The sequence below is a fragment of the Roseateles sp. P4_D2 genome, from assembly GCF_056401875.1.
Genome location: NZ_JBFUIM010000002.1, coordinates 458,668 through 478,731, shown reverse-complemented (window position 1 = coordinate 478,731; position 20,064 = coordinate 458,668). Strand labels below are relative to the sequence as shown.

Sequence of the window (20,064 nt, the reverse complement as noted above, 5' to 3'; positions counted from 1 at the left end):
ATGCCCCCGACATTGCGAGAGCTTCTGATCTATTCAGTGGCCAGTGCTGCGGCGCTGGTGCTGGACACCTCGGTGTTCACATTGAGCTTGCACGCGGGCATCAATGTGCCCATCTCCGCGTGCCTGGGGTTCAGTCTGGGCCTCATGTTGGTCTACACCCTCAGTACACGGCATGCATTTACCCAGCATCGCCTTAGCAACCGCAGCAACGAGTTCTGGTTGTTTGCAATGATCGGCATGGCAGGCCTGCTGCTGACCGAAGTGCTGCTGTGGTTCCTGGTCCAGCGGCTCGGACTTTTTCCGTTGCCGGCGAAGCTCGCCACGGCTTGCGTCGTCTTCTTGTTCAACTTCGTAACGCGCAAGGCATTGTTGTTCACGGCCCGCGGTGCGGCATTCAGCGCGCCGCAATGACACAGCCTCGCACCCTCATCATCGGCGCCGGCCCCGCGGGCCTCACCGCAGGCCTGGAGCTGCTGCGCGCTGGCTACCCCCAGGTCACCATCCTCGAAGCCACCGACGCCATCGGCGGAATTTCCAAGACGGTCAACTACAAGGGCAACCGCATCGACATCGGCGGGCACCGCTTCTTCTCCAAGTCCGACTGGGTGATGGATTGGTGGCGCGACGTGCTGCCGGTGGCCAGGCCTGAAAACGGCGGCGATGCACTGCTGGCCTACCAGGGCCAGCAGCGCCTGCTGGGCAGCCACCAGGCCACGGCTAGCGAAGCGGACGAAACGGTGATGCTGATCCGCAGCCGCCAGTCGCGCATCTATTTCGGCGGCAAGTTCTTCGACTACCCGCTCAAGCCCGGCATGGGGCTGGTGCGCAACATGGGCCTGGCGCGCTGCCTGCAGTTCGCCGGCAGCTACATGGCCGCCGCAGCCCGCCCGATCCGGCCTGAAAAGACGCTGGAAGACTTCTTCATCAACCGCTTCGGGCGTCAGCTCTATCTGCAGTTCTTCAAGGACTACACCGAGAAGGTCTGGGGCGTGCCCTGCCGCGACATCAGCGCCGACTGGGGTGCACAGCGCATCAAGAGCCTGTCCATCGGCAGCGCCGCCAAGCAGGCGCTCAAGAAGATCGTCACCGGCACCACCGACACCCAGCACACCTCGCTGATCGAGAGCTTCCTCTACCCCAAGTACGGCCCCGGCCAGATGTGGGAAACGGCTGCGGCCGAGTTCGAGCGCTGCGGTGGCCGGCTGCTGCGCGGCTGGACGGTCGACGAGATTCACCGCCAGGACAGCAAGGTCGAGCGTGTCGTCGCCCGCGACGCAGCCGGCGAACATCAAAGCTTCGACGCCAGTGCGGTCGTCTCGACCATGCCCATCCGCGAACTCGCCCAGGCCCTGCGCCCTGCGCCCGATGCGCCGGCCCTGGCCATCGCTTCTGGCCTCGAGTACCGCGACTTCATCACCGTCGGCTTGCTCTACCGCCGCATGAGCCCCAAGGTAGCAGGCAAGGCACGCCATGTGAGCGACAACTGGATCTATATCCAAGAGCCTGGCGTCAAGGTCGGCCGCGTGCAGGTCTTCAACAACTGGAGCCCCTATATGGTGGCCGACCCGGAAACCGTCTGGCTCGGCCTGGAGTTCTTCGCCCGCGATGACGATTCGCTGTGGGCCATGAGCGAGGAGGCCCTCAAGGCGCTGGCCGTGCGCGAGATGCAGCTACTGGGCCTGGCCGACGAGGCCGAACTGCTGGACGCCACCGTGCTGCGCCAGCCGAAGGCCTATCCAGGCTATTTCGGCGCCGCCTTCCAGCGCTTCGATGAACTGCGTGGCTGGCTGGACGGGCTGGACAACCTCTACCTGTGCGGCCGCAACGGCATGCACCGCTACAACAACCAGGACCACTCCATGCTGTCCGCGCGCCTGGCCGCGCAGGCCATCCTCAACGGCGGCGCCTGCCGCGATGCGATCTGGGCCGTCAACATCGACGACGACTATCACGAGGAAGCGCCGACGAAGAACTGAGGCTGGCCCATGCCATCATCCGCGCCCATGTCGTCCCAGAGCACCCCCTTCGCTGAGGCCCCCGCCACGCCACTCGGCCTCGTTCTCGCCGCCGCCCTGCCACCGCTGCTGGCCTTCAACCAGACGCCCGCAGCCACGCTTTACAACCAGTTGCTGGCGCTTGCCGGCTGGGGTCTGGTCCTGGTGCTGTGGGCTCCTGCCACGCCAGGCTGGCGCGCCGGGCTGAAAAGCCCCGCTGCCATGGCGCTGGCGCTGCTGCTGGCCGCGCCGATGAGCTCCGTCGTGTGGCGTGCCCTGCCGCTGTCGCTGGGCCTGGGCGCCACGGCCATCATCGGTGCCGGCCTGGCCGTACTGCTGGTGGCGCAAGGGCTGTCGACCCAGTCCCGCCAACTCGCCGCCGAAGCCTTCTGCTGGGGACTGCTGATCACGGGTCTGTTGACGGTCGCAGTCTGCATCGTGCAGGTCTTCCTCCCGGCGGGCGCCGACGGCAACTTCATCGCTCGTTCAGGCGTGGTGGGCAGCGCGGTAGGCAATCTGCGCCAGCCCAACCACCTGGCCAGCCTGATGATGTGGTCGTCCATCGCTGCCGTCTTCATCACGGAAAAGCGCGGCTGGCGGCCGGCGCTGGCGCCACTGCTGTTTGCCTTTGTCTTCACCATCGTGCTCAGCGCCTCTCGCACCGGCTATGTCGGCATCGCGCTGCTGGCCTTATGGGGCGTGGTGGATCGCAGCCTTTCGCGCAGCGCAAGGCTGTGTCTGCTGGCCACGCCGTTGATGCTGGGCGTCAGCTGGTGGGGCATGTCGTTGTGGTCGGCCGAAAGCGGCCATGCCTTCCGCGCCGCTTCGCGGCTGTCGGAGGGTGCCGGCTCGCCGTCGCGGCTGGCCATCCTGCGCGACGCCTGGGCGCTGACAACGGCCAACCCGCTGCTGGGTGTTGGCTGGGGGGAGTTCAACTTCGCATGGAGCCTGACGCCATTCCCGGACCGCCCCATCGCCTTCTTCGACCACACGCACAACATCGCGTCGCAGCTCGCCGTCGAGCTGGGCCTGCCCTGGGCCGGCGCGGTGCTGCTGCTGCTGGCCTGGGCGCTGTGGAAGGCGTGGCGCAGCCCCTCCGAGAAGGCAGAAGACACGCCGCTGCGCCGCATGGCACTGATGATCGTGCTGACCATCGCCTTGCACAGCCTGGTCGAGTACCCGCTCTGGTACGCCTATTTCCTGCTGCCGGCCTGCTTTGCACTTGGCCTCGCTCTCCCTGCCGAAGCGCCGGCCAAGCCGGCGGGCGCCACGCCCTGGCGGATGATCGGCGGCCTGCTGATCGCCGGCAGCGCCTTCGCGGTGTGGGACTACCAGCGCGTCGTCGCCATCTACATGCCCAGCGAGGATGCCATGCCGCTGGGCGCTCGCATCGCCGATGGCCAGCGCTCGCTGTTCTTCAGCCACCAGGCGGACTACGCGGCCGCCACCAGCCAACCCCCCGGGCCGTTCGCGCTGGAGGCTGCACGCCGCACGGCCTTCAACCTCATTGACGCACGACTGCTGATGCACTGGTCGCAGTCGCTGGAAAAGACCGGCGACGTGCAAGGCGCGCGCTTCCTTGCCGACCGCCTGCGTGAGTTCCGCAACCCGACCGGGGACAACTGGTTCGCCGCCTGCGAGAACACGGCCTCGGCACCCGCCATGTCGCAATGCCTGCCGGCTTCAGCCGTCATCGATTGGCGGACACTGCGTTGAGAGACAAGGGGCCCGTGACCTTTGCGTCAGGCGATCGCGCCATCCGTTGCTTGGTTGTCGCGACATTGACGCTGGCATGTGCCGCACCGGTCATTACCCGGCTGTCGCGCATGGAGGGCATGCCGTTCGAGAGCTATCCCATCTACGAGCGGCTGTTTGCCTTCAATGACGTCTGGCAGTCACTGGCGATGCTCGCTGCACTGGCGGTGGCGCTGGCCTCGCAGCCGCTGCGCGAGATGGCATCGCGTTTGGCGGCGTGGATGAGTGAACGCCCGGTGCGGACCTCGCTGCTGTGTTTTCTTGGTCTGGCCTTGGGCGCCCAGTTGGTCTATCGAGCCCATCCGCTGTCGATGGACGAGTACGTGCCCTGGATGCAGGCCCACGCGCTGGCCAAAGGACAGGGTGCGCTGCACTACCCACCAGCGCTGCTTGATGCCATCGTGCCGCTGGAGTTCCAGGGTTCCTTCGTTCTCGTCGACCACGCCAGCGGCGCTGCCACATCGGTCTACTGGCCTGGTTTGGCTTTGCTGTTGACGCCGCTGGTGGCACTTGACCTCGGCTGGTGCCTGAATCCCGCCTTCGGCGCATTGACCCTGCTGCTGCTGCACCATCTCGCCCGTGATGCAGCCGGTGATGCACGAGCCGGTGGCTGGGCAATGTTGACAGCCTTGGCCTCGCCACAGTTCGTCGTGAACGCGATGTCCTGGTATGCGATGCCGGGCGAGCTGGCGCTGAATCTGCTTTTCCTGTGGTTGTTGTTGCAGCCACGACGTCGCGCCGCCTTCGCCGCAGGGTTCGTTGGCGGTTTGTGCCTGGTCATGCACAACCCCGTGCCGCATGCCTTGATGGCTGCACCCTGTCTTGTCTGGCTGGCTATGGACCGCAGCCGCTGGACGCGGCTGCTAGGGGTACTGGTGGGCTATTTGCCGCTGGGGGTAGGCCTGGGCCTGGGTTGGTGGCTGCTGAAGTCAGGCTTCGGCGACATCGTGACACACGCCGCAGCGCCCCACGGGCTGCTGGAAGTTTTCGGCCGCGTCCTCGTCTGGCCCGATTCGACGCTGCTAACAGCACGTTGGCAGGCCATCTGGAAGATGTGGATCTGGGCCAGTCCGGGCCTGCTGTTGCTGCCACTGATGCCACGGGCACGCCCGCTCGCGGAGCGCCTGCTACTCGTTGCCTTCGTGCTGACCTTCGCCTTCTATCTGTTCGTGCGCTTCGATCAGGGCCACGGCTGGGGCTTTCGCTACATGCATCCGGTCTGGGGTGCGCTGCCCGTTGCGGCCGGCCTATGGCTACTCGGCGCGCAGGGCTGGGCCCGGCAATGGGGGACGGCCACGCTCGCTGCCGGCCTTTTGGCGATGCCGGTCTTCCTGTGGCAGACCCAAGCCAGCATCGACCGGGCGCTGTCCTTTCGCATCGCGCCCGAAGGTCCCGGCGACTGGGTGGTGTTTGTTTCACAGACGACGGGCCGATACCGCGGCGACCTGGTGCAGAACGCCGACAGCCCCGCGCCGCGCCTGACGCTGATCAGCCGGGGCGAGCGTGCAGATCGCACGCTGATGGCACGACATTTCCCCGACGCAGTCGAAGTGATGCAAGACTCTCGCGGCTCGGCCTGGCGCCTGCCGGCAGGCCGGCTTTCGGGCGCTAACGCGCCCTAGCCTGTTCAGGGCCGAATGACGACTTCAATCTGTCTCAATCCGACGCTTTGCCACATGAACCCAGCGCAGGTGGTGCGCCATGCTGAGGACGCCATTCATGACTTCCAACTCCACGCATCCTTCTAACGCGAGAGGTCTGATTGACCGGCTCAGCACCAGCGCATACCGCCGCAGCATCCTGGACGGCATCACCGCAGCACTCAAGGATTCTTCACCGGTGAACCAGGCGCTCGACTTCGGGGCGGGCGACGGCTTCTTCGCTGCGAACCTGCCACAGCTGACCGCCATCGAGCAGGTGACGCCGATCGACGTGGTCGAGCGCATCTCCAGCTGGGTGAAGCCAATGCTCTACGACGGCGGCAGGCTGCCATTCGACGATCGCAGCTTCGATCTCTGCTACGCCATCGACGTGTTGCATCACTGCCCGGATCCGCTTGCCGCGCTGGCCGAGATGATGCGTTGCACGCGGCGCTACCTGCTCATCAAGGACCACAACCACAACGGGCCGCTGGGTCGGGTCGTGCTGGCCGTACTCGACGAGTTGGGCAACCGCCGGTTCGGCATCCCCTCTCCGCAGCACTATCAGCAGCGCTGGGCCTGGGTGGACTGGATAGAGTCCCAAGGCTTCGTGCGCCGGCACTGGTCTCACCCAATGGCCTGCCACCGCGGCGTGCTGGCGTCGACAAACTCGCTGCAGTTTCTCGGGCTATGGGCCCGCCAGCATGACTGAGCTCAGGCTGCACCCCAAGCTCGGCCGTCACGCAGTCGTCGGAGCGGGCTGCGCGCTTCTCAGCATTGGCCTCGTTCACATCGGCACTGCCGTGTTGCACTGGCAATACCTCGCGGCGGCGTGGCTGACTTGCTTCACCACGATTCCGATCAGCTACTTCCTGCACCGCCGCTACACCTTCAGCGTGGCCAATCGTGCCGGTTGGGCCGAGTTCGGCCGGTTTCTCGGCCAGCAGTTCCTGCAGTTTTGTGCGGGTCTGGTGCTGCTGGCGATCGGCGTCGAATGGCTCGATCTGAATCCGACACTGGCCATGGTCGCCGCGACTGCTGTCCTTTGGCTGTTTTCATTTCTTGTCCAATCGCGCTGGGTATTCCGCGCTGAGTTGCAGGCCAGACGCTGATGAGTGCCTTGCGCGTATTGCAGATCAGCGCGTTTTTTCCCGCGCATGGCGGTGGTATCGAGATAGTGGCCGGCGCACTCGCGACCAGGCTGCCCAACGCTGGTGTCGAAGTGCACTGGATGGCCGGTGGCCCGCGCGAGGAATGGCCCGACAGGTGGCCGGGTGCGACATTGGATTGCGAGCCGGCATGGGACCCGCTCGGGCGGCGTCTTGGCCTACCCTTCCCCATTTGGGGGGCCGCCAGTTTCGGGCGGCTGTGGCGGCGCGTCGGCCAACATGATGTCGTGCACGTGCACGACTTTCTCTACCTGCCGACGCTGGCCGCGATGCTGTTCGCGGCGCTGCGACGCAGGCCCGTCGTGTTGACCCAGCATATCGGCTCGATTCCCTACCGCTCGCGCTTTGCGCGCGGCCTGCTGACGCTGCTGAACCGCAGCCTTGGCGCCTTCGTGTTGCGCAGGGTGGCGCAAGTCGTGTTCGTTGGACTGCCGGTGCAGCACCACTTTGAGCGCTTCGTACACTTTCGTCGCGCACCACGCTTGATTCCAAACGGCGTGGACCATGCCCTCTTCTACCCTCGCCTGGCCGCGTCGGAAGGGCCGCTGCGCATGCTGTTCGTTGGCCGCTTCGTCGAGAAAAAGGGCCTGCCCTTGTTGCGACAATGCCTCGATCTGCCAGGCGCCTCGTGGACCTTTGTCGGCGATGGCCCACTGGCGCCGCAAGGCGGCCCCCGAGTACAGCTGACCGGCCGCCTGAATGCCGGCCAAGTGGCCCAACAGTTGCGTGAAGCCGACCTGCTGGTGTTGCCGAGCACCGGCGAAGGCTTCCCACTGGTCGTACAGGAGGCGCTGGCCAGCGGAACGCCGGTCCTCGTCAGCACCGAAGTGTTTGAGGCTTTTCCCGGCGTGGATGAAGGCTGCGTCTTCCACGTTGAGCTGCGCAACGGCGCGCCGGAGCGCGCATTGCGCGAGCGCCTGAGCCAACTGCTGGCGCAGCCCGAGCGCCTGAGGAAGGCCCGCGTTGCGGCGGTCGAGCTGTCGCGCCAGTGGGATTGGGACACCACCGTGCAGCGCTATGTCGACCTGTATCACGGCCTCGCCCGGCGCGCTGCGAAACCCACGACGTCTTCATGAGCGCTCCCCTCGAACTGACCATCCTCATGCCTTGCCTGAACGAGGCGCTGACCGTGGGCCAATGCGTACGACAGGCGCGCGCCTTCCTCGCGGCAAGTGGCATTCAGGGTGAGGTCGTGGTGGCAGACAACGGCTCCAGCGACGGCAGTCGCGAGTTGGCCGAGGCCGAGGGTGCGCGGGTCGTTGCCGTGCCTGAGCGCGGCTATGGCGCGGCGCTGCAGAGCGGCATCGCAGCCGCGCAAGGGCGCTTTGTCATCATGGGCGACTCAGACTGCAGCTACGACTTCTCGCGCCTGGACGCCTTCGTCGCCGCGCTGCGCAGTGGTCAGCAGCTGGTCATGGGCAACCGCTTTTCTGGTGGCATCGCGCCAGGCGCCATGCCCAGGCTGCACCGCTACCTTGGCAACCCGGTGCTCAGCTTCATCGGGCGCCTCTTCTTCAGAAGCCCGGTGCGCGATTTCCACTGCGGCCTGCGCGGCTTCGACCGCATTGCGATGTTGCGCCTCGGATTGCAGTCGCCCGGAATGGAATTCGCCAGCGAGATGGTCGTCAAGGCAACATTGCACGGACTGCACATTGCCGAAGTGCCGACAACGCTCTCCCCCGACGGCCGCGATCGGCCGCCTCACCTGCGAAGTTGGCGCGATGGCTGGCGCCATCTGCGTTTTCTGCTACTGCACGCGCCGGCGTGGCTCTTCATGTACCCCGGCCTCGCGCTATTCCTGCTGGGTACTGCGGCAAGCGTCGCACTTGGCATCGGCCCGGTGCCACTTGGCTTCGCAACCCTGGATGTGCACAGCATGCTGTATGCAGCGGCATTTGCGTGCCTCGGCCTGCAAATGCTGCTGTTTGCCGGGACCTGCTCATTGCATGCAGTGCGCATAGGCGTATTGCCCCAGTTGCCAAAGGGCCTCGGCTGGGTTCATCGAGTTCAGCTGGAGTCCGCCCTGCTGCTGGCACTGGCGCTATTTCTCGTCGGGCTCGGGTTTGCGTGCGCGAGCGTTTGGCTGTGGTGGCACCAATCGCGCTTCGGAGCTGCCAACCCGGCGCAGCTGATGCGCGCCGTCATCCCCGGCGCCACTTTCATTCTCGCCGCCGGCCAGATAGCGATGAGCGCCTTCATGTTCGAGTTCATCCGCATGGCGCCGCAGCGCCCGAGTCAAGGCTGAGCCCAGTCGCCGCTCTTGCCGCCCTGCTTCTGCAGCACCCGCACGTTGCCGATGACCATGCCGCGGTCCGCGGCCTTGCACATGTCGTAGATGGTCAGCAGGCCGACCTGCACGGCGCACAGCGCCTCCATCTCGACGCCGGTGCGGCCCAGCGTCTCGACCTGGGCGCGGCACAGCACGCGGCCGCCGGCTTCGTCCAGATCGAAGTCCACCGCAACGCGAGTGATCGGCAGCGGGTGACACAGTGGCACAAGGTCGGCGCAGCGCTTTGCGCCCTGGATCGCCGCGATGCGTGCCACGCCCAGCACATCGCCCTTCTTGGCCGTGCCGCTGGCGATCAATGCAAAGGTCGCCGGCTGCATGCGAATCTCGCCTGCGGCGACGGCGACACGGTGGGTCTCGGCCTTGGCCGACACGTCCACCATATGGGCCTGGCCCTGGGCGTCGAAGTGAGTCAGCGGGGTCGACATACCAAGAAACATTCAGGAAACCGAGTTGCAGGCATCATAGACAGCCGGCTCCCGCCGGCCGGAGTCTCTGTTCGATGAAGAAGTCACCCGCCTCCCGCGCCCTGCTGACCCTGCTTGCGGCCGCCTGCCTCATCACCACCAGCCCGATCCGGGCCCAGGTCAACCTGCCCGCCCTGGGTGACTCGGTCTCGCAGGATCTCGATGTCGTGGCCGAGCGGCAGCTCGGCGAGCGCTACATGCGCATGATCCGCATCGACCCCGCGTGCGTGCAGGACCCCATCCTGCAGGAGTACATGGCCGGCATCTTCGAACCGCTGGTGGCCGCGTCGCGCAAACTCGGCCATATCGGCGAAGACATCCAGACCCGCTTCGCCTGGGAAAGCTTCCTCGTCGAGGACAAGAGCGTCAACGCCTTTGCGCTGCCGGGCGGCTTCGTTGGTACCCACCTGGGGCTCATCGCGATGACGGTGTCACGCGACGAGCTGGCCTCGGTGCTGGCGCACGAGATCTCGCACGTGACGCAGCGCCACATCGCGCGACGCATTGCCGGTGACTCCAAGAACAGCATGGTCGCCATCGCGGGCCTGCTGCTGGGCGTGCTGGCCGCGTCGCGCGGCAACATCGACCTGGCCAATGCCGGCATCGTCGGCGGCCAGGCGGCGGCCACGCAGTTGTCGCTGAACTTCTCGCGCGACATGGAGCGCGAGGCCGACCGCGTCGGCTTCAACGTGCTTGTCGAGGCCGGTTTCGCGGGCAGCGGCATGGTCAGCATGTTCGAGCGCATGGAGCAGGCCTATCACCTGATGGACAACGGCGCCTTCCCGTACCTGCGCTCCCATCCGCTGACGAGTGAGCGCATCGGCGACGCACGCACGCGCCTGGCCCTCGAACCGTTCGCGCGCCCACGGGGCCTCGCCGAGCATGCGCTGATGGCAGCGCGTTCGCGTGTGCTGATGGACCCCCGCGTCGAGGCCTGGAAGGTACTGGAGAACTACGACGCCGGCGCCCGCAACATCCGCGAGAGCGGCGGCTACGAACAGCTCGGGGCGCGCTATGCCGCGGCGCTGGCGTCCATCAAGCTGCGCAACTTCGACCGCGCAGAGGCCACGCTGCGCAGTGCGGAGGTGACGTTGCAGCTCGTCAACCCCAGCCCCGCCGAGACGGTGGCCGCCAGGCGGCAACTGACCTATCTGCGTGCCGAGCTCGCGCAGGCCCGCGGCCGCCCGATGGAGGGCACCGCCGCGCTGGACACGCTGTCAGGCGAGAAATCCCGCCCCATGCTGATGCAGCGCGTGGGCCTGGCGCTGGCGGCCGGCCCGGGGTCGCCGACCCTGCGCGAGGCCGCGGATGCACTGCAGACCCATGTCAGCCTGGAGCCGCGGGACTCCCTGGCCTGGGCCCAGCTCGCACTGATCTGGCAGAAGCTGGGCCAGCCGCTGCGGGCCGTGCGGGCCCAGGCCGAGGTGCATGCCGCCGCCGGCGACTTGAACGGTGCCATCGACCGCATGCGCTCAGGCCTGCGCCAGTCACGCGGGCCGGATGCCGACCAGGTCGAAGCCTCCGTCATCGACGCCCGGCTGCGCGCCCTGGTCTATGAGCGCCAGTCGCTCCTGGGCGAGATGTACCGCGGCCGCTACATCCCGCCGGACGTCGAACTGCCAAATTAAGAGGCCTGCAAACGCTGCTCTTCCTGGTACAGCGCGAACTCCTCGCGCAGCGCCCGTGCCACCGCCTCGCGCTGGCCGATGCGGCGGTGATAGGCCTTGACCGCGGGCCATCCGCCCAAGTCCACGCCGGCATAGGGCGCCCAGTTCAATACGACGGCGAGGTAGATGTCGGCGATGCCATAGCTGCCCTCCAGATATTCGTGCTGCTGCAGATGCGCTTGCAGGACGCCCAGGCGCAGCGCCGCCTTGTCCATCGAATAGGCCTTCACGTCGGCGCTGGCCTTGGGATCGAGCAGCGGCACGAAGACGGCCTTGTGCAGTTCGGTGCCGATGAAGCCCAGCCATTGCCGCACACGGGCGCGCGCATCGGCTTCGGCGGGCAGCAGGCCGGCCGCCGGGAAGGCCTCGGCCAGATATTGCAGCACCGCGGCGTTCTCGTTCAGCAGCCAGCCCTCGGGGGTGCGCAGCGCCGGCACCTGCCCCATCGGGTTGACCTGCCAGTAGTCGCGGCCGTCCAGCGTGCGCTTGGCCTTGCCGTCCACCTGCGTGAAGCGCGCATCGGCACCTACTTCATACAGCACGGTGCGGCTCGCCAGCGAACAGGCCATGGGGGAAAAGAACAGCTCCATCAAGATCTCCAACAGTGTTTTTGTACTGTATTGAATAGAATTCACTGTCGTCAATGAATTTCATGCGCCGTGGTACAAAAATCTGAAGATGAGGCCAAGCCAACCCCGCGCCCTCGCGGGCGGCCACGCAGCTTCGACACCGAGGCCACGCTCGCGCAGGCCACGCTGGCCTTCTGGCAGCGCGGCTATGCAGCGACGTCGTTGGATGACCTGAGCCATGCCACGGGCCTGAACCGGCCCAGCCTGTATGGCGCCTTCGGCGACAAGCACGCCCTCTATCTGCTGGCGCTGCGCCTGTATACCGAGCAATCCAATGCCGCCATCGCCGCGGCGTTGGCGGACCGTTCGCTACGCGATGGCCTGCTGCACGTCTACGAGTTGGCGCTGCAGCTCTACTACCCGCCCGACGAGGCCGCGCGGGGTTGCCTGCTGATTGGCACGGCGGCCACCGAGGCGCCGCGGGACGAAGCCATTCGCCAGCAGCTCGGCGATTCGCTGCGCGGTTTCAACACCGCTTTCGAGGCGCGGCTGCAGCGGGCAGTCAACGAGGGCGAGCTGCCGCGCGGCACCGATGTCGCGATGCGCGCCCAGCTCGCATCGGCGGTGCTGCATTCGATGGCACTGCGCGCCCGCGCTGGCGATGCGCGCGAGGAACTGGCCGCCTTCGCGGCCGCGAGCCTGGACTTCGTCTGCCGCTGAGTTTTCAGTTTGCGGGCCGAGCGCCGGGCCGCTCCCGAGCCGGCCTGCTGTGGCGATGTGCTTGCGGCTCAATGCTGCAAGCATCGCCGTCCCCTAGGGGGCTGAGGCCGGACACATGGCGCCCGGTGGGCGGCATGTGCCTGCCGAAGAGCTGCGGCACTGCCGCGGCGCGGTCTGCAAGACCGATCAGGCCCGCCCGCGTTCAGCGGGGCGTGCCTGGGCGAGGGGCCCCGTCTCAGTCGCCAGGGAAGACGCGCTCGACGACAACGTCGATGACCATGCCGCACAGGCTGTAGATCAGCGAGCCGATGAGCGCGGCGGCAAAGCCCGTCACGGCCAGGCCATCCAGCACCGTGGCGGCCATCCAGAACATCAGCGCGTTGATGATGAAGAGGAAGAGGCCCAGGCTGAGCACCGTCACCGGCAGCGTCAGCAGCACGAGGATGGGCCGCAGCAGCGTGTTCAACAAGCCCAGTACGAAGGCCGCAATCAATGCAGACGTGAAGCTCTTGACGATGACGCCGGGGTAGAGGTGAGCCACCAGCAGCAGGGCGCCAGCGAGCAGCAGCCAACGAACGAGGATCTTGGTCATGGCCGCGAGCATATCGGGCCACCGCCAGAGCGGTGTCGCATGACTGCAGCATCGCGACGCCGCATCAAATAGGAATCGTTCGCATTCGTGTTAAGATTTTTTCATCGAACACGGTCCTGTCTCGCTCGTGAAGCCCGCCCTCGCCTTTGTTGCCTCCAATTCGGCCCTTCCCGCGCCGGTCGCCGTCCCATCGCGACCGGCGGTGGTGCTGCCGTTGCGAGTGCCGGAACTGCGGCTCAGCTTTGCCGAGATGGGGCGCCCGTCGCGCAGCCGGCGCCTGTTGCTGGTGGGCATCGCGGCGCTGCATCTGCTGGGGCTGTGGGGCCTGAGCCAGGTGCAGGATGTGCACCGCACGGTGGCACGCCTGGCACCCGTCGTCGTGCGCCTGGTGGCACCGGCCGAACCGCCCAAGCCGCTGCCACCGCCCCCGGTGGCGATGCCGGAGCTGAAGGCGCCGGCGCTGACGATGGTGGATCCACCGCTGATCGCCGTCGCGGCGGCGCCCGCGCCCTCTCCCGTCGTTGCGGCTCTGCCGCCGCCGCCACCGACGGTCGTTCCGGTGCAGGCGGCGCCGACACCTGTCATTGCGATCACGCCGCCACCCGCACCGCAGATCAAGCAGATCCCCGCCAGTGCGGTGCGCTATCTGAAGGAGCCGCGCATGACGGTGCCGCTGATGTCCAAGCGGCTGCACGAGTCCGGCGTCGTGCACCTGCGCGTCATCGTCGACGTGCGCGGCCAGCCGCGTGAGATCACCCTGGCGAAGTCCTCGGGCTTCGCCCGCCTGGACGAGCAGGCGCTGCAGGACATGCGCAGTGCCCGCTTCGCGCCATACACCGAGAACGGGCAGCCCGTCGAGTGGGAGGTCATCGCGCCGATGTCCTACGAAGTCGACCGCTGACCCCACCTCCTTTCCCTGAGTAGCCATGCCGTGGGCGGCGCCTTGCGCCGCCGTGGGCAAAGCCATGCCCATTCAACACGATCCCTCGGAGAAATCCATGTCCCGCAAGAACAAATCGAACAAGTCGAAGACGCAGGCGCTGCTACCCCTGGGCGCGCTGGCCGCCGGCTTCGGCCTGGCCACGGCCACCCTGGCCCAGACCGCGCCCACACAGAAAGCGCCCGCCAAGGAAGAAAGCGTGCTGCCCACCGTGCGCGCCAAGGCCACTGCCGAGCCGCAAGGCAAGGACGGCTACCAGGCCACCGAGACGCGCATCGGCAAGGGCAAGCAGGACATCCGCGACATCCCGCAGTCCCTGACCATCGTCACCGAGAAGCTCATCGACGACCGCAACCTCGACAACGTCAAGGAAGTGCTGAAGAACACCGCCGGCATCACCTTCCAGGCGGCCGAAGGCGGCGAGGAAGACATCAAGATCCACGGCATCTCGCTGCAGAGCACCGGTGACATCTTCATCGACGGCATGCGCGACCCGGCCTTCTACGACCGCGACACCTTCTTCCTCGACAAGGTCGAGCTGCTGCGCGGCTCCGGTGCGCTGATGTTCGGCCGCGGCTCCAGCGGCGGCGCGGTCAACCAGGTCACCAAGCAGGCTGTGCTGGCCGACCAGAACGAGATCAACGTCGGCGCCTACAGCCACGGCGGCCTGCGCGTCACCGGCGACTTCAACAAGCGCAGCGGCGAGACGACGGCCTGGCGCATCGGCACCATGGTCAACCGCGCCGACAACGACGGCTCGGGCAACATGATCAACAAGGCCGGGCTGGCCGGCTCGGTGCGCACGGGCATTGGCGAAGACGACGAGTTCGCCCTCACGCTGTACGCCCTGGACAACAACAACGGCATGAACTACGGCATGCCGTGGATCAAGCCCACGCCCACCGCTCCGAGCAGCGCCACGACGCTGCTGCCGCTGGCACCGACCGCCTACTTCGGGCTGGCCAGCGACCGCAACAAGGGCACGGCCAACTACGTGATGGGCTCGCACACCCACCGCTTCAGCCCCAACGTCGAGCTGGTCACCAAGGCCCGCTATGCGTCCTACACGCGTGACCAGCGCGCCGGCACGGTGCGCTTCGCAGCTGCAGCCCTGCAGCCGGGCGGCATTGCCGCGTCACTGGCGACCTTCGGCCCCAACACCGTGCTGGCTCGCGGCACCCAGCTGAAGATCCAGGATCTGCAGACCATCACCGTGCAGAGCGACCTGAGCGCCAGGTTCAAGGCCGCCGGCATGGAGCACCATGTCATGACCGGCGTGGACTTCGCGCAGGAGAAGAAGCAGGTCTACAACGACAGCCCCGGCTTGACGGCCGCTCAGCGTGCGGCCTTCTACGCGGCGCTGGGCCTCACCAAGCCGAGCACGCTGGCCGGCACGCCCGACGATGGTGCCGGCATCGACGAGTCGCGCCGCCAGCCTCTGAAGGCGAGCGAGTACACCTCCCGCTCTGCCGGCGCCTACGTGCAGGACATGGTGTCACTCACGCCGCACTGGAAGCTGCTCGCCGGCCTGCGCTACGACAAGCTCAAGGGCGACTACGACAACTTCAACTACAGCTACAACGCCACCGGCACGCCGGGCTACGACAAGATCGTCCGCTCAACGACCGACAGCTACCAGATGAACGTGTCGGAGTGGAGCAAGCGCGCCGCCGTGCTGTTCCAGCCGAGCGCCCAGCTGTCCTTCCACCTGATGGGCGCAACGTCCTTCAACACCTCGGGCGACACCTATTCCCTGAGCGCCGCCAACGCCAACATTCCGCCCGAGAAGTCGGTCAACATCGAGCTGGGCGGCCAGTACGACAGCGCCGACGGCAGGCTGACGACGCGTTTCGGCATCTTCCGCGCCACCAAGCTGCACGAGCGCAATACCGACCCGCTGAGCAATCTGGTCGTGCTGTCCGGCAAGCGCCACGCCCAGGGCATCGACGTCGACATCACCGGCCGCATCACGCCGGAATGGGAAGTCTTCGGCACCTTCACCTGGATGCCGACGGCCATCATCGACATCGGTGCCGAAGGCGCGGAAGGCGAGGGCACGCGTCCGTCGCTGACGCCGCGCTACTCCGGCAGCTTGTGGACGACCTACAAGATCACGCCGCAATGGCGCGTTGGCGGCGGCTTCAACGCTCGCAGCGGCCAGCAGCCCAACCGCAACCCCGGCTTCTACGCGCCCAAGTTCATCATCGGCAACCTGATGGCCGAATACACCGTCATCGAAGACGAGCTGCTGTTCCGCCTCAACGTCGACAATGTGACCAACAAGCGCTACGCCGACACCCTCTACACGGGCCACTACATCCCGGGCAAGGGCCGCGTCGTCGCGCTGACGGGCACCTACAAGTTCTAACCTCCTCCCAAAAGGCCCGCGCCACGCCATGCTGCTGAAGATCCCCCAGATCCTCGACGCTGCCGGCGTGGCCCGGGCCCGCGAACTGCTGGCCATCGCTCCGTGGGCCGATGGCCGCAGCACTGCCGGCCGCCAGGCCGCGCAGGTCAAGAACAACGAGCAGCTGCAGCCCCTGAGCGAGAAAGATCGCGGACAGCACCGCGAGCTGCAGGCGCTGGTACTGCAGGCACTGGAAAAGCACCCGCTGTTCTTCTCCGCCACGCTCCCGAAGCGCGTGCTGCCGCCGCTGTTCAACCGCTATGCCGGTGCCAGCAATGCTTACGGCAGCCATGTCGACCAGGCCGTGCGCTATCTGCCCGGTGGCGCGCAGCGCGTGCGCACCGACATCTCCTGCACCCTGTTCCTGAGCGAGGTCACCGACTACGACGGCGGCGAACTCGTCATCGCCGACACCTTCGGCGAGCAGCGCGTCAAGCTCGCCGCCGGCGACCTCGTCGTCTATCCCGGCAGCAGCGTGCACCGCGTCGAACCCGTCACGCGCGGCGAGCGGCTGGCCAGCTTTTTCTGGATCGAGAGCATGGTGCGCTCGGACGATCAGCGCCGCCTGCTTTACGAGATGGACATGAGCCTGATGAAGCTGCGCGGTGAACTGGGCGAGACGGACGAGCTGGTGCAGCTGACCGGCACTTATCACAACCTCTTACGCATGTGGGCGGACACGTGACAGCGCCCCGCATCGAATCGCTGCCGGATGGCCTGGCCAATCTGGCCGACTTCGAAGCGCCCGCCCAGACCCGCGTCGATGCCAAGGCCTGGGCCTATCTGAACGGCGGCGCGGCCGACGAGATCACGCTGCGCGCCAACCGCGCGGCCTGGGACGCCATCAAGCTGCAGCCCCGCGTGCTGCGCGACCTCTCCGGCGGCCACACGCGCGTGACGCTGCTCGGCCGCGAGCTGCGCCACCCCATCCTGCTGGCGCCCATCGCCTACCAGCGCCTTTTTCATGCCGACGGCGAGCTGGCCATCGCCCATGCCGCCGCCGCCCAGCAGGCCGGCCTCATCCTCAGCGCCCAGGCCAGCGTGACGATGGAAGAGGTCGCCGCACCGATGCTGGCCGACCCGAGTGCCGGCCCGCTGTGGTTCCAGCTCTACTGGCGTGACGACCGCGACTTCATGCGTGCGCTGCTCCAGCGCATCGAAGCCACCGGCTACCAGGCCCTGGTGCTCACCGTTGATGCACCCGTGCACGGCGCGCGCGACCGTGAGCGCCGCATCGGCTTCAAGCTGCCCGATGACATCCGCGCGGTGAACCTCGGCGGCGTCAAGAAGCCGCTGAACCTGCAGCCCGGCCAGAGCGCGCTCTTCGACGGCCTGATGCCGCGCGCCGCCACCTGGCGTGAGATCGACTGGCTGCGCGCCGAGAGCCGGCTGCCGCTGCTGCTCAAGGGCGTCACGCACACCGACGATGCGCGTGAAGCCCTGGCCCGCGGCGTGACCGGCTTCATCGTCTCCAACCACGGCGGCCGCACGCTGGACACGCTGCCGCCCACCGCCGAACTGCTGCCACCGCTGCGGGTCGCCCTCGGGCCCGACGTGCCGCTGCTCGTCGACGGCGGCATCCGCCGCGGCACCGATGTGCTCAAGGCCATGGCCCTGGGTGCCAACGCCGTGCTGCTCGGCCGCCCCTACGTTCATGCCCTCGCCGCCAGCGGTGCGCTGGGCGTGGCGCATGCGCTGCGCCTGCTGCGCGACGAACTCGAGATCGCCATGGCGCTCTCCGGCTGCAAGACTCTCGCCGACGCCGGCCCGGCGCTGCTCTGGCCAGGCAACTCCCGTTGAAAGGCTCACCATGAAATTCCTCGCCTCCCTTCTCCTCGCTTTCACCGCCTCCGCCGCCTTCGCCCACGGCAACGTCTCCTGCCCCGCCGTGCCCAAGGAAGAGAAGAAGCCGCAGATGGAACTCCAGAAAAAACTCGAAGGCGAAGGCTGGAAGGTCCGCAAGGTCCAGAACTACAACGGCTGCTACGAGGTTTACGGCTTCGATGGCGCCGGCAAGAAGGCCGAGGCCTTCTTCAATCCCAAGACCTTCGAGCGCGTCTATCCGGAAGGCGAGCAGCCCGCCGAGAAGAAGTAGATCAGCATGCGCGTGCACGTCTGGGACGGCCTTGTGCGCCTGCTGCACTGGACGCTGGCGGCCGCCGTCGCGACCGCGTGGATCAGCGGGCACTGGCCGCCCAGCCACTTCGACGCCTGGCACCACACTGCCGGCTATGTCGCGGGCGCGGCCGTGATGCTGCGGCTGGTCTGGGGCTTCGTTGGCCATGGCTACGCGCGCCTCGCCCAGTTCGTGCGCCGGCCGCGCACGGTGCTGGCCTATGCCCGCGCGATGCGCGCCGGGCGCGAGCGGCGCTACGTCGGCCATAACCCGCTGGGCGGATGGATGGTGCTGGCGCTGTGGTCCACGGCCGCCTTGCTGACGCTCAGTGGCTGGCTCTACACGACCGACTGGCTGTGGGGCTATGAATGGCTGTCGGACCTGCACGCGGCGCTCGCCTGGCTCGTCGCGACCCTCGTGGTCGGCCATCTCGGCGGCGTCCTTTTGACGAGTTGGCGGCATCGCGAGAACCTCGTTGGCGCCATGTTCAGCGGCATGAAGCGCGCGCCCGGCAGCGACGACATCGCCTGACTGCAAGGCCCGTGAAGGCCCAAGTGATGCGGCCTAGCGACAAGCAGGGCCTCAAAGGCCCGATTTCATGGGCCTTTGCGGGTCATCCCCTCTATGAAAGCCTTCTCTTCCCCTAGGGAGCGCAGTACCATCGCCGCCGCAGGGTGCTAGAGAGTATTGAAGGCTTACGCGGCCTTCACCCGGACCCGGCACATCAACAACCTTTGATGGAGTGAATCGACATGGCAACTGCGAAGAAGGCCGCGCCCGCGAAGAAGGCGGCGGCACCGGCTAAGAAGGCCGCACCGGCGAAGAAGGCAGCAGCGCCCGCAAAGGCGCCTGCAGCAAAGAAGGCAGCTCCGGCCAAAAAAGCCGCGGCACCTGCGAAGAAGGCAGCTCCGGCCAAAAAAGCCGCAGCACCCGCCAAGAAGCGCACGCCCAACGCCGCCTTCATGAAGGCCCTCACCCCCAGCGCCGCTCTTGCGGCCATCGTCGGCGCAGCTCCCCTGCCGCGCACCGATGTGACCAAGAAGGTCTGGGAATACATCAAGAAGAACAAGCTGCAGGATGAGCTGCAGAAGCGTGTCATCAACGCCGACGCCAAGCTGAAGGAAATCTTCGGCAAGGCCAAGGCCGACATGTTCGAGATGACCAAGCTGATCAACAGCCACCTGAAGTGAAGCGGCGCCGCGCAAGCGGCCTCGTCAACACAAGCCCGGTTCTGCCGGGCTTTTTTTCGTCCATATCAGCCGACCGTGGCACAGCGGGTTCACTGCTATTACAGCGGCGGGCCGACCCTAGCCCAGCAGCTTGTGCAAGCCGGCCTGAAGGATCGGCACGTCGATGGGTTTGAGCCAGTAGTCGTCGAAGCCCGCCGCGCGGGCGGCGCGTACGAGGGCACCCGGGTTGTCGGCCGAGAGCGCAACCCAGCGCGCGCTCAAAGCTGTGGCCAGGCTGGCGTCCGCGGCCACGCGTTCGCGCAACTCCAGGCCGGTCATGTCGGGCAGGTTCATGTCGACCAACACCAGCGCCGGCTGGCATTCGGCCAGGGCCGCCAGGGCCTCGGCGCCTGTCTCGACCATGCGCAGCTCCCAGCCCTGCAGCAGCCGGAACACCTCCTCCATCAGGATCAGGTGGATGCGGTCGTCTTCGACGTAGAGCACCAGCGGCGCGGCGCGATCGGGCATGGAGGGTTCGGGGGGACTGCGGGAGGCGGTCGGCACGATAGCAG

The 20,064-nt window shown here is 66.9% G+C and carries 21 protein-coding genes; 17 read left to right on the top strand and 4 right to left on the bottom strand.

Going from position 1 to position 20,064, the window contains the following annotated elements:
- From AC1DW0_RS05615 to AC1DW0_RS05580, 8 genes are all read left to right on the top strand, one after another.
- The gene (locus AC1DW0_RS05615; protein WP_457354854.1) at nucleotides 1-411 is read left to right on the top strand and encodes a GtrA family protein; all 411 of its coding nucleotides are present in this window, start codon (nucleotides 1-3) and stop codon (nucleotides 409-411) included.
- Nucleotides 408-1,976 carry an NAD(P)/FAD-dependent oxidoreductase gene (locus tag AC1DW0_RS05610; protein WP_056191448.1) on the top strand — a complete coding sequence of 523 codons (1,569 nt, stop codon included), beginning with the start codon at nucleotides 408-410 and terminating at the stop codon, nucleotides 1,974-1,976. The genes AC1DW0_RS05615 and AC1DW0_RS05610 overlap by 4 nt, the downstream gene beginning before the upstream one ends.
- 27 nt (nucleotides 1,977-2,003) lie before the next feature.
- Complete coding sequence (locus AC1DW0_RS05605) at nucleotides 2,004-3,710, top strand: PglL family O-oligosaccharyltransferase (RefSeq protein WP_056191446.1); 1,707 nt, start codon at nucleotides 2,004-2,006, stop codon at nucleotides 3,708-3,710.
- A gap of 14 nt (nucleotides 3,711-3,724) precedes the next feature.
- Nucleotides 3,725-5,371, top strand: coding sequence for a hypothetical protein (locus tag AC1DW0_RS05600; RefSeq protein ID WP_157281017.1), 1,647 nt, complete (start codon nucleotides 3,725-3,727; stop codon nucleotides 5,369-5,371).
- 97 nt (nucleotides 5,372-5,468) lie between these two features.
- Nucleotides 5,469-6,101, top strand: coding sequence for a class I SAM-dependent methyltransferase (locus AC1DW0_RS05595; RefSeq protein ID WP_162247723.1), 633 nt, complete (start codon nucleotides 5,469-5,471; stop codon nucleotides 6,099-6,101).
- Nucleotides 6,094-6,501: a GtrA family protein gene (locus AC1DW0_RS05590; protein ID WP_056191441.1), complete on the top strand. Its 408-nt coding sequence runs from the start codon at nucleotides 6,094-6,096 to the stop codon at nucleotides 6,499-6,501. Before AC1DW0_RS05595 ends, AC1DW0_RS05590 begins: the two co-directional genes overlap by 8 nt.
- Entirely contained in the window at nucleotides 6,501-7,634 is a 1,134-nt protein-coding gene (locus AC1DW0_RS05585; protein ID WP_477945144.1) for a glycosyltransferase family 4 protein, read from the top strand. Before AC1DW0_RS05590 ends, AC1DW0_RS05585 begins: the two co-directional genes overlap by 1 nt.
- A complete protein-coding gene (locus AC1DW0_RS05580) occupies nucleotides 7,631-8,803 on the top strand; it encodes a glycosyltransferase family 2 protein (protein WP_056191437.1) in 1,173 nt (390 codons plus the stop codon). The genes AC1DW0_RS05585 and AC1DW0_RS05580 overlap by 4 nt, the downstream gene beginning before the upstream one ends.
- Here AC1DW0_RS05580 and moaC read toward each other — a convergent pair.
- Nucleotides 8,794-9,273, bottom strand: a complete 480-nt coding sequence (moaC, locus tag AC1DW0_RS05575) for a cyclic pyranopterin monophosphate synthase MoaC (protein WP_056191435.1) — start codon at nucleotides 9,271-9,273, stop codon at nucleotides 8,794-8,796. The two genes, AC1DW0_RS05580 and moaC, sit on opposite strands and share 10 nt — an antisense overlap.
- Nucleotides 9,274-9,347: 74 nt before the next feature.
- On the opposite strand from moaC, the gene AC1DW0_RS05570 reads away from it, so the two are divergent.
- Nucleotides 9,348-10,940 (top strand): M48 family metalloprotease, encoded by a 1,593-nt coding sequence (locus AC1DW0_RS05570; protein WP_457388899.1) that lies wholly within the window; start codon nucleotides 9,348-9,350, stop codon nucleotides 10,938-10,940.
- Here the strand turns inward: AC1DW0_RS05570 and AC1DW0_RS05565 are convergent.
- Complete coding sequence (locus tag AC1DW0_RS05565) at nucleotides 10,937-11,569, bottom strand: glutathione binding-like protein (RefSeq protein ID WP_477945143.1); 633 nt, start codon at nucleotides 11,567-11,569, stop codon at nucleotides 10,937-10,939. The two genes, AC1DW0_RS05570 and AC1DW0_RS05565, sit on opposite strands and share 4 nt — an antisense overlap.
- A 69-nt stretch (nucleotides 11,570-11,638) precedes the next feature.
- Here AC1DW0_RS05565 and AC1DW0_RS05560 point away from each other — a divergent pair, with 69 nt between their 5' ends.
- Nucleotides 11,639-12,268 (top strand): TetR/AcrR family transcriptional regulator, encoded by a 630-nt coding sequence (locus AC1DW0_RS05560; RefSeq protein WP_477945142.1) that lies wholly within the window; start codon nucleotides 11,639-11,641, stop codon nucleotides 12,266-12,268.
- 235 nt (nucleotides 12,269-12,503) lie between these two features.
- On the opposite strand, the gene AC1DW0_RS05555 is transcribed toward AC1DW0_RS05560, so the two are convergent.
- Nucleotides 12,504-12,860, bottom strand: a complete 357-nt coding sequence (locus AC1DW0_RS05555) for a phage holin family protein (RefSeq protein ID WP_235531772.1) — start codon at nucleotides 12,858-12,860, stop codon at nucleotides 12,504-12,506.
- Nucleotides 12,861-12,987: 127 nt separating this feature from the next.
- Between AC1DW0_RS05555 and AC1DW0_RS05550 the strand changes: the two genes are divergently transcribed.
- The 7 genes from AC1DW0_RS05550 (at nucleotide 12,988) to AC1DW0_RS05520 (ending at nucleotide 19,513) form a co-directional block, all read left to right on the top strand.
- Nucleotides 12,988-13,761, top strand: coding sequence for an energy transducer TonB (locus AC1DW0_RS05550; RefSeq protein WP_477945141.1), 774 nt, complete (start codon nucleotides 12,988-12,990; stop codon nucleotides 13,759-13,761).
- Nucleotides 13,762-13,858: 97 nt separating this feature from the next.
- A complete protein-coding gene (locus AC1DW0_RS05545) occupies nucleotides 13,859-16,168 on the top strand; it encodes a TonB-dependent receptor (RefSeq protein WP_477945140.1) in 2,310 nt (769 codons plus the stop codon).
- A 28-nt stretch (nucleotides 16,169-16,196) separates the two neighbouring features.
- A complete protein-coding gene (locus AC1DW0_RS05540) occupies nucleotides 16,197-16,892 on the top strand; it encodes a Fe2+-dependent dioxygenase (RefSeq protein ID WP_457445212.1) in 696 nt (231 codons plus the stop codon).
- Nucleotides 16,889-18,007 carry an alpha-hydroxy acid oxidase gene (locus AC1DW0_RS05535; protein ID WP_477945139.1) on the top strand — a complete coding sequence of 373 codons (1,119 nt, stop codon included), beginning with the start codon at nucleotides 16,889-16,891 and terminating at the stop codon, nucleotides 18,005-18,007. The genes AC1DW0_RS05540 and AC1DW0_RS05535 overlap by 4 nt, the downstream gene beginning before the upstream one ends.
- Before the next feature lie 10 nt (nucleotides 18,008-18,017).
- Nucleotides 18,018-18,302, top strand: a complete 285-nt coding sequence (locus tag AC1DW0_RS05530) for a PepSY domain-containing protein (protein WP_056191418.1) — start codon at nucleotides 18,018-18,020, stop codon at nucleotides 18,300-18,302.
- Nucleotides 18,303-18,308: 6 nt separating this feature from the next.
- Nucleotides 18,309-18,854, top strand: coding sequence for a cytochrome b/b6 domain-containing protein (locus AC1DW0_RS05525; RefSeq protein WP_477945138.1), 546 nt, complete (start codon nucleotides 18,309-18,311; stop codon nucleotides 18,852-18,854).
- Nucleotides 18,855-19,075: 221 nt separating this feature from the next.
- Nucleotides 19,076-19,513, top strand: coding sequence for an SWIB/MDM2 domain-containing protein (locus AC1DW0_RS05520; RefSeq protein ID WP_056191416.1), 438 nt, complete (start codon nucleotides 19,076-19,078; stop codon nucleotides 19,511-19,513).
- A 117-nt stretch (nucleotides 19,514-19,630) separates the two neighbouring features.
- On the opposite strand, the gene AC1DW0_RS05515 is transcribed toward AC1DW0_RS05520, so the two are convergent.
- The gene (locus tag AC1DW0_RS05515) at nucleotides 19,631-20,020 is read right to left on the bottom strand and encodes a response regulator (protein WP_457354869.1); all 390 of its coding nucleotides are present in this window, start codon (nucleotides 20,018-20,020) and stop codon (nucleotides 19,631-19,633) included.
- Nucleotides 20,021-20,064: the final 44 nt, after the last annotated feature.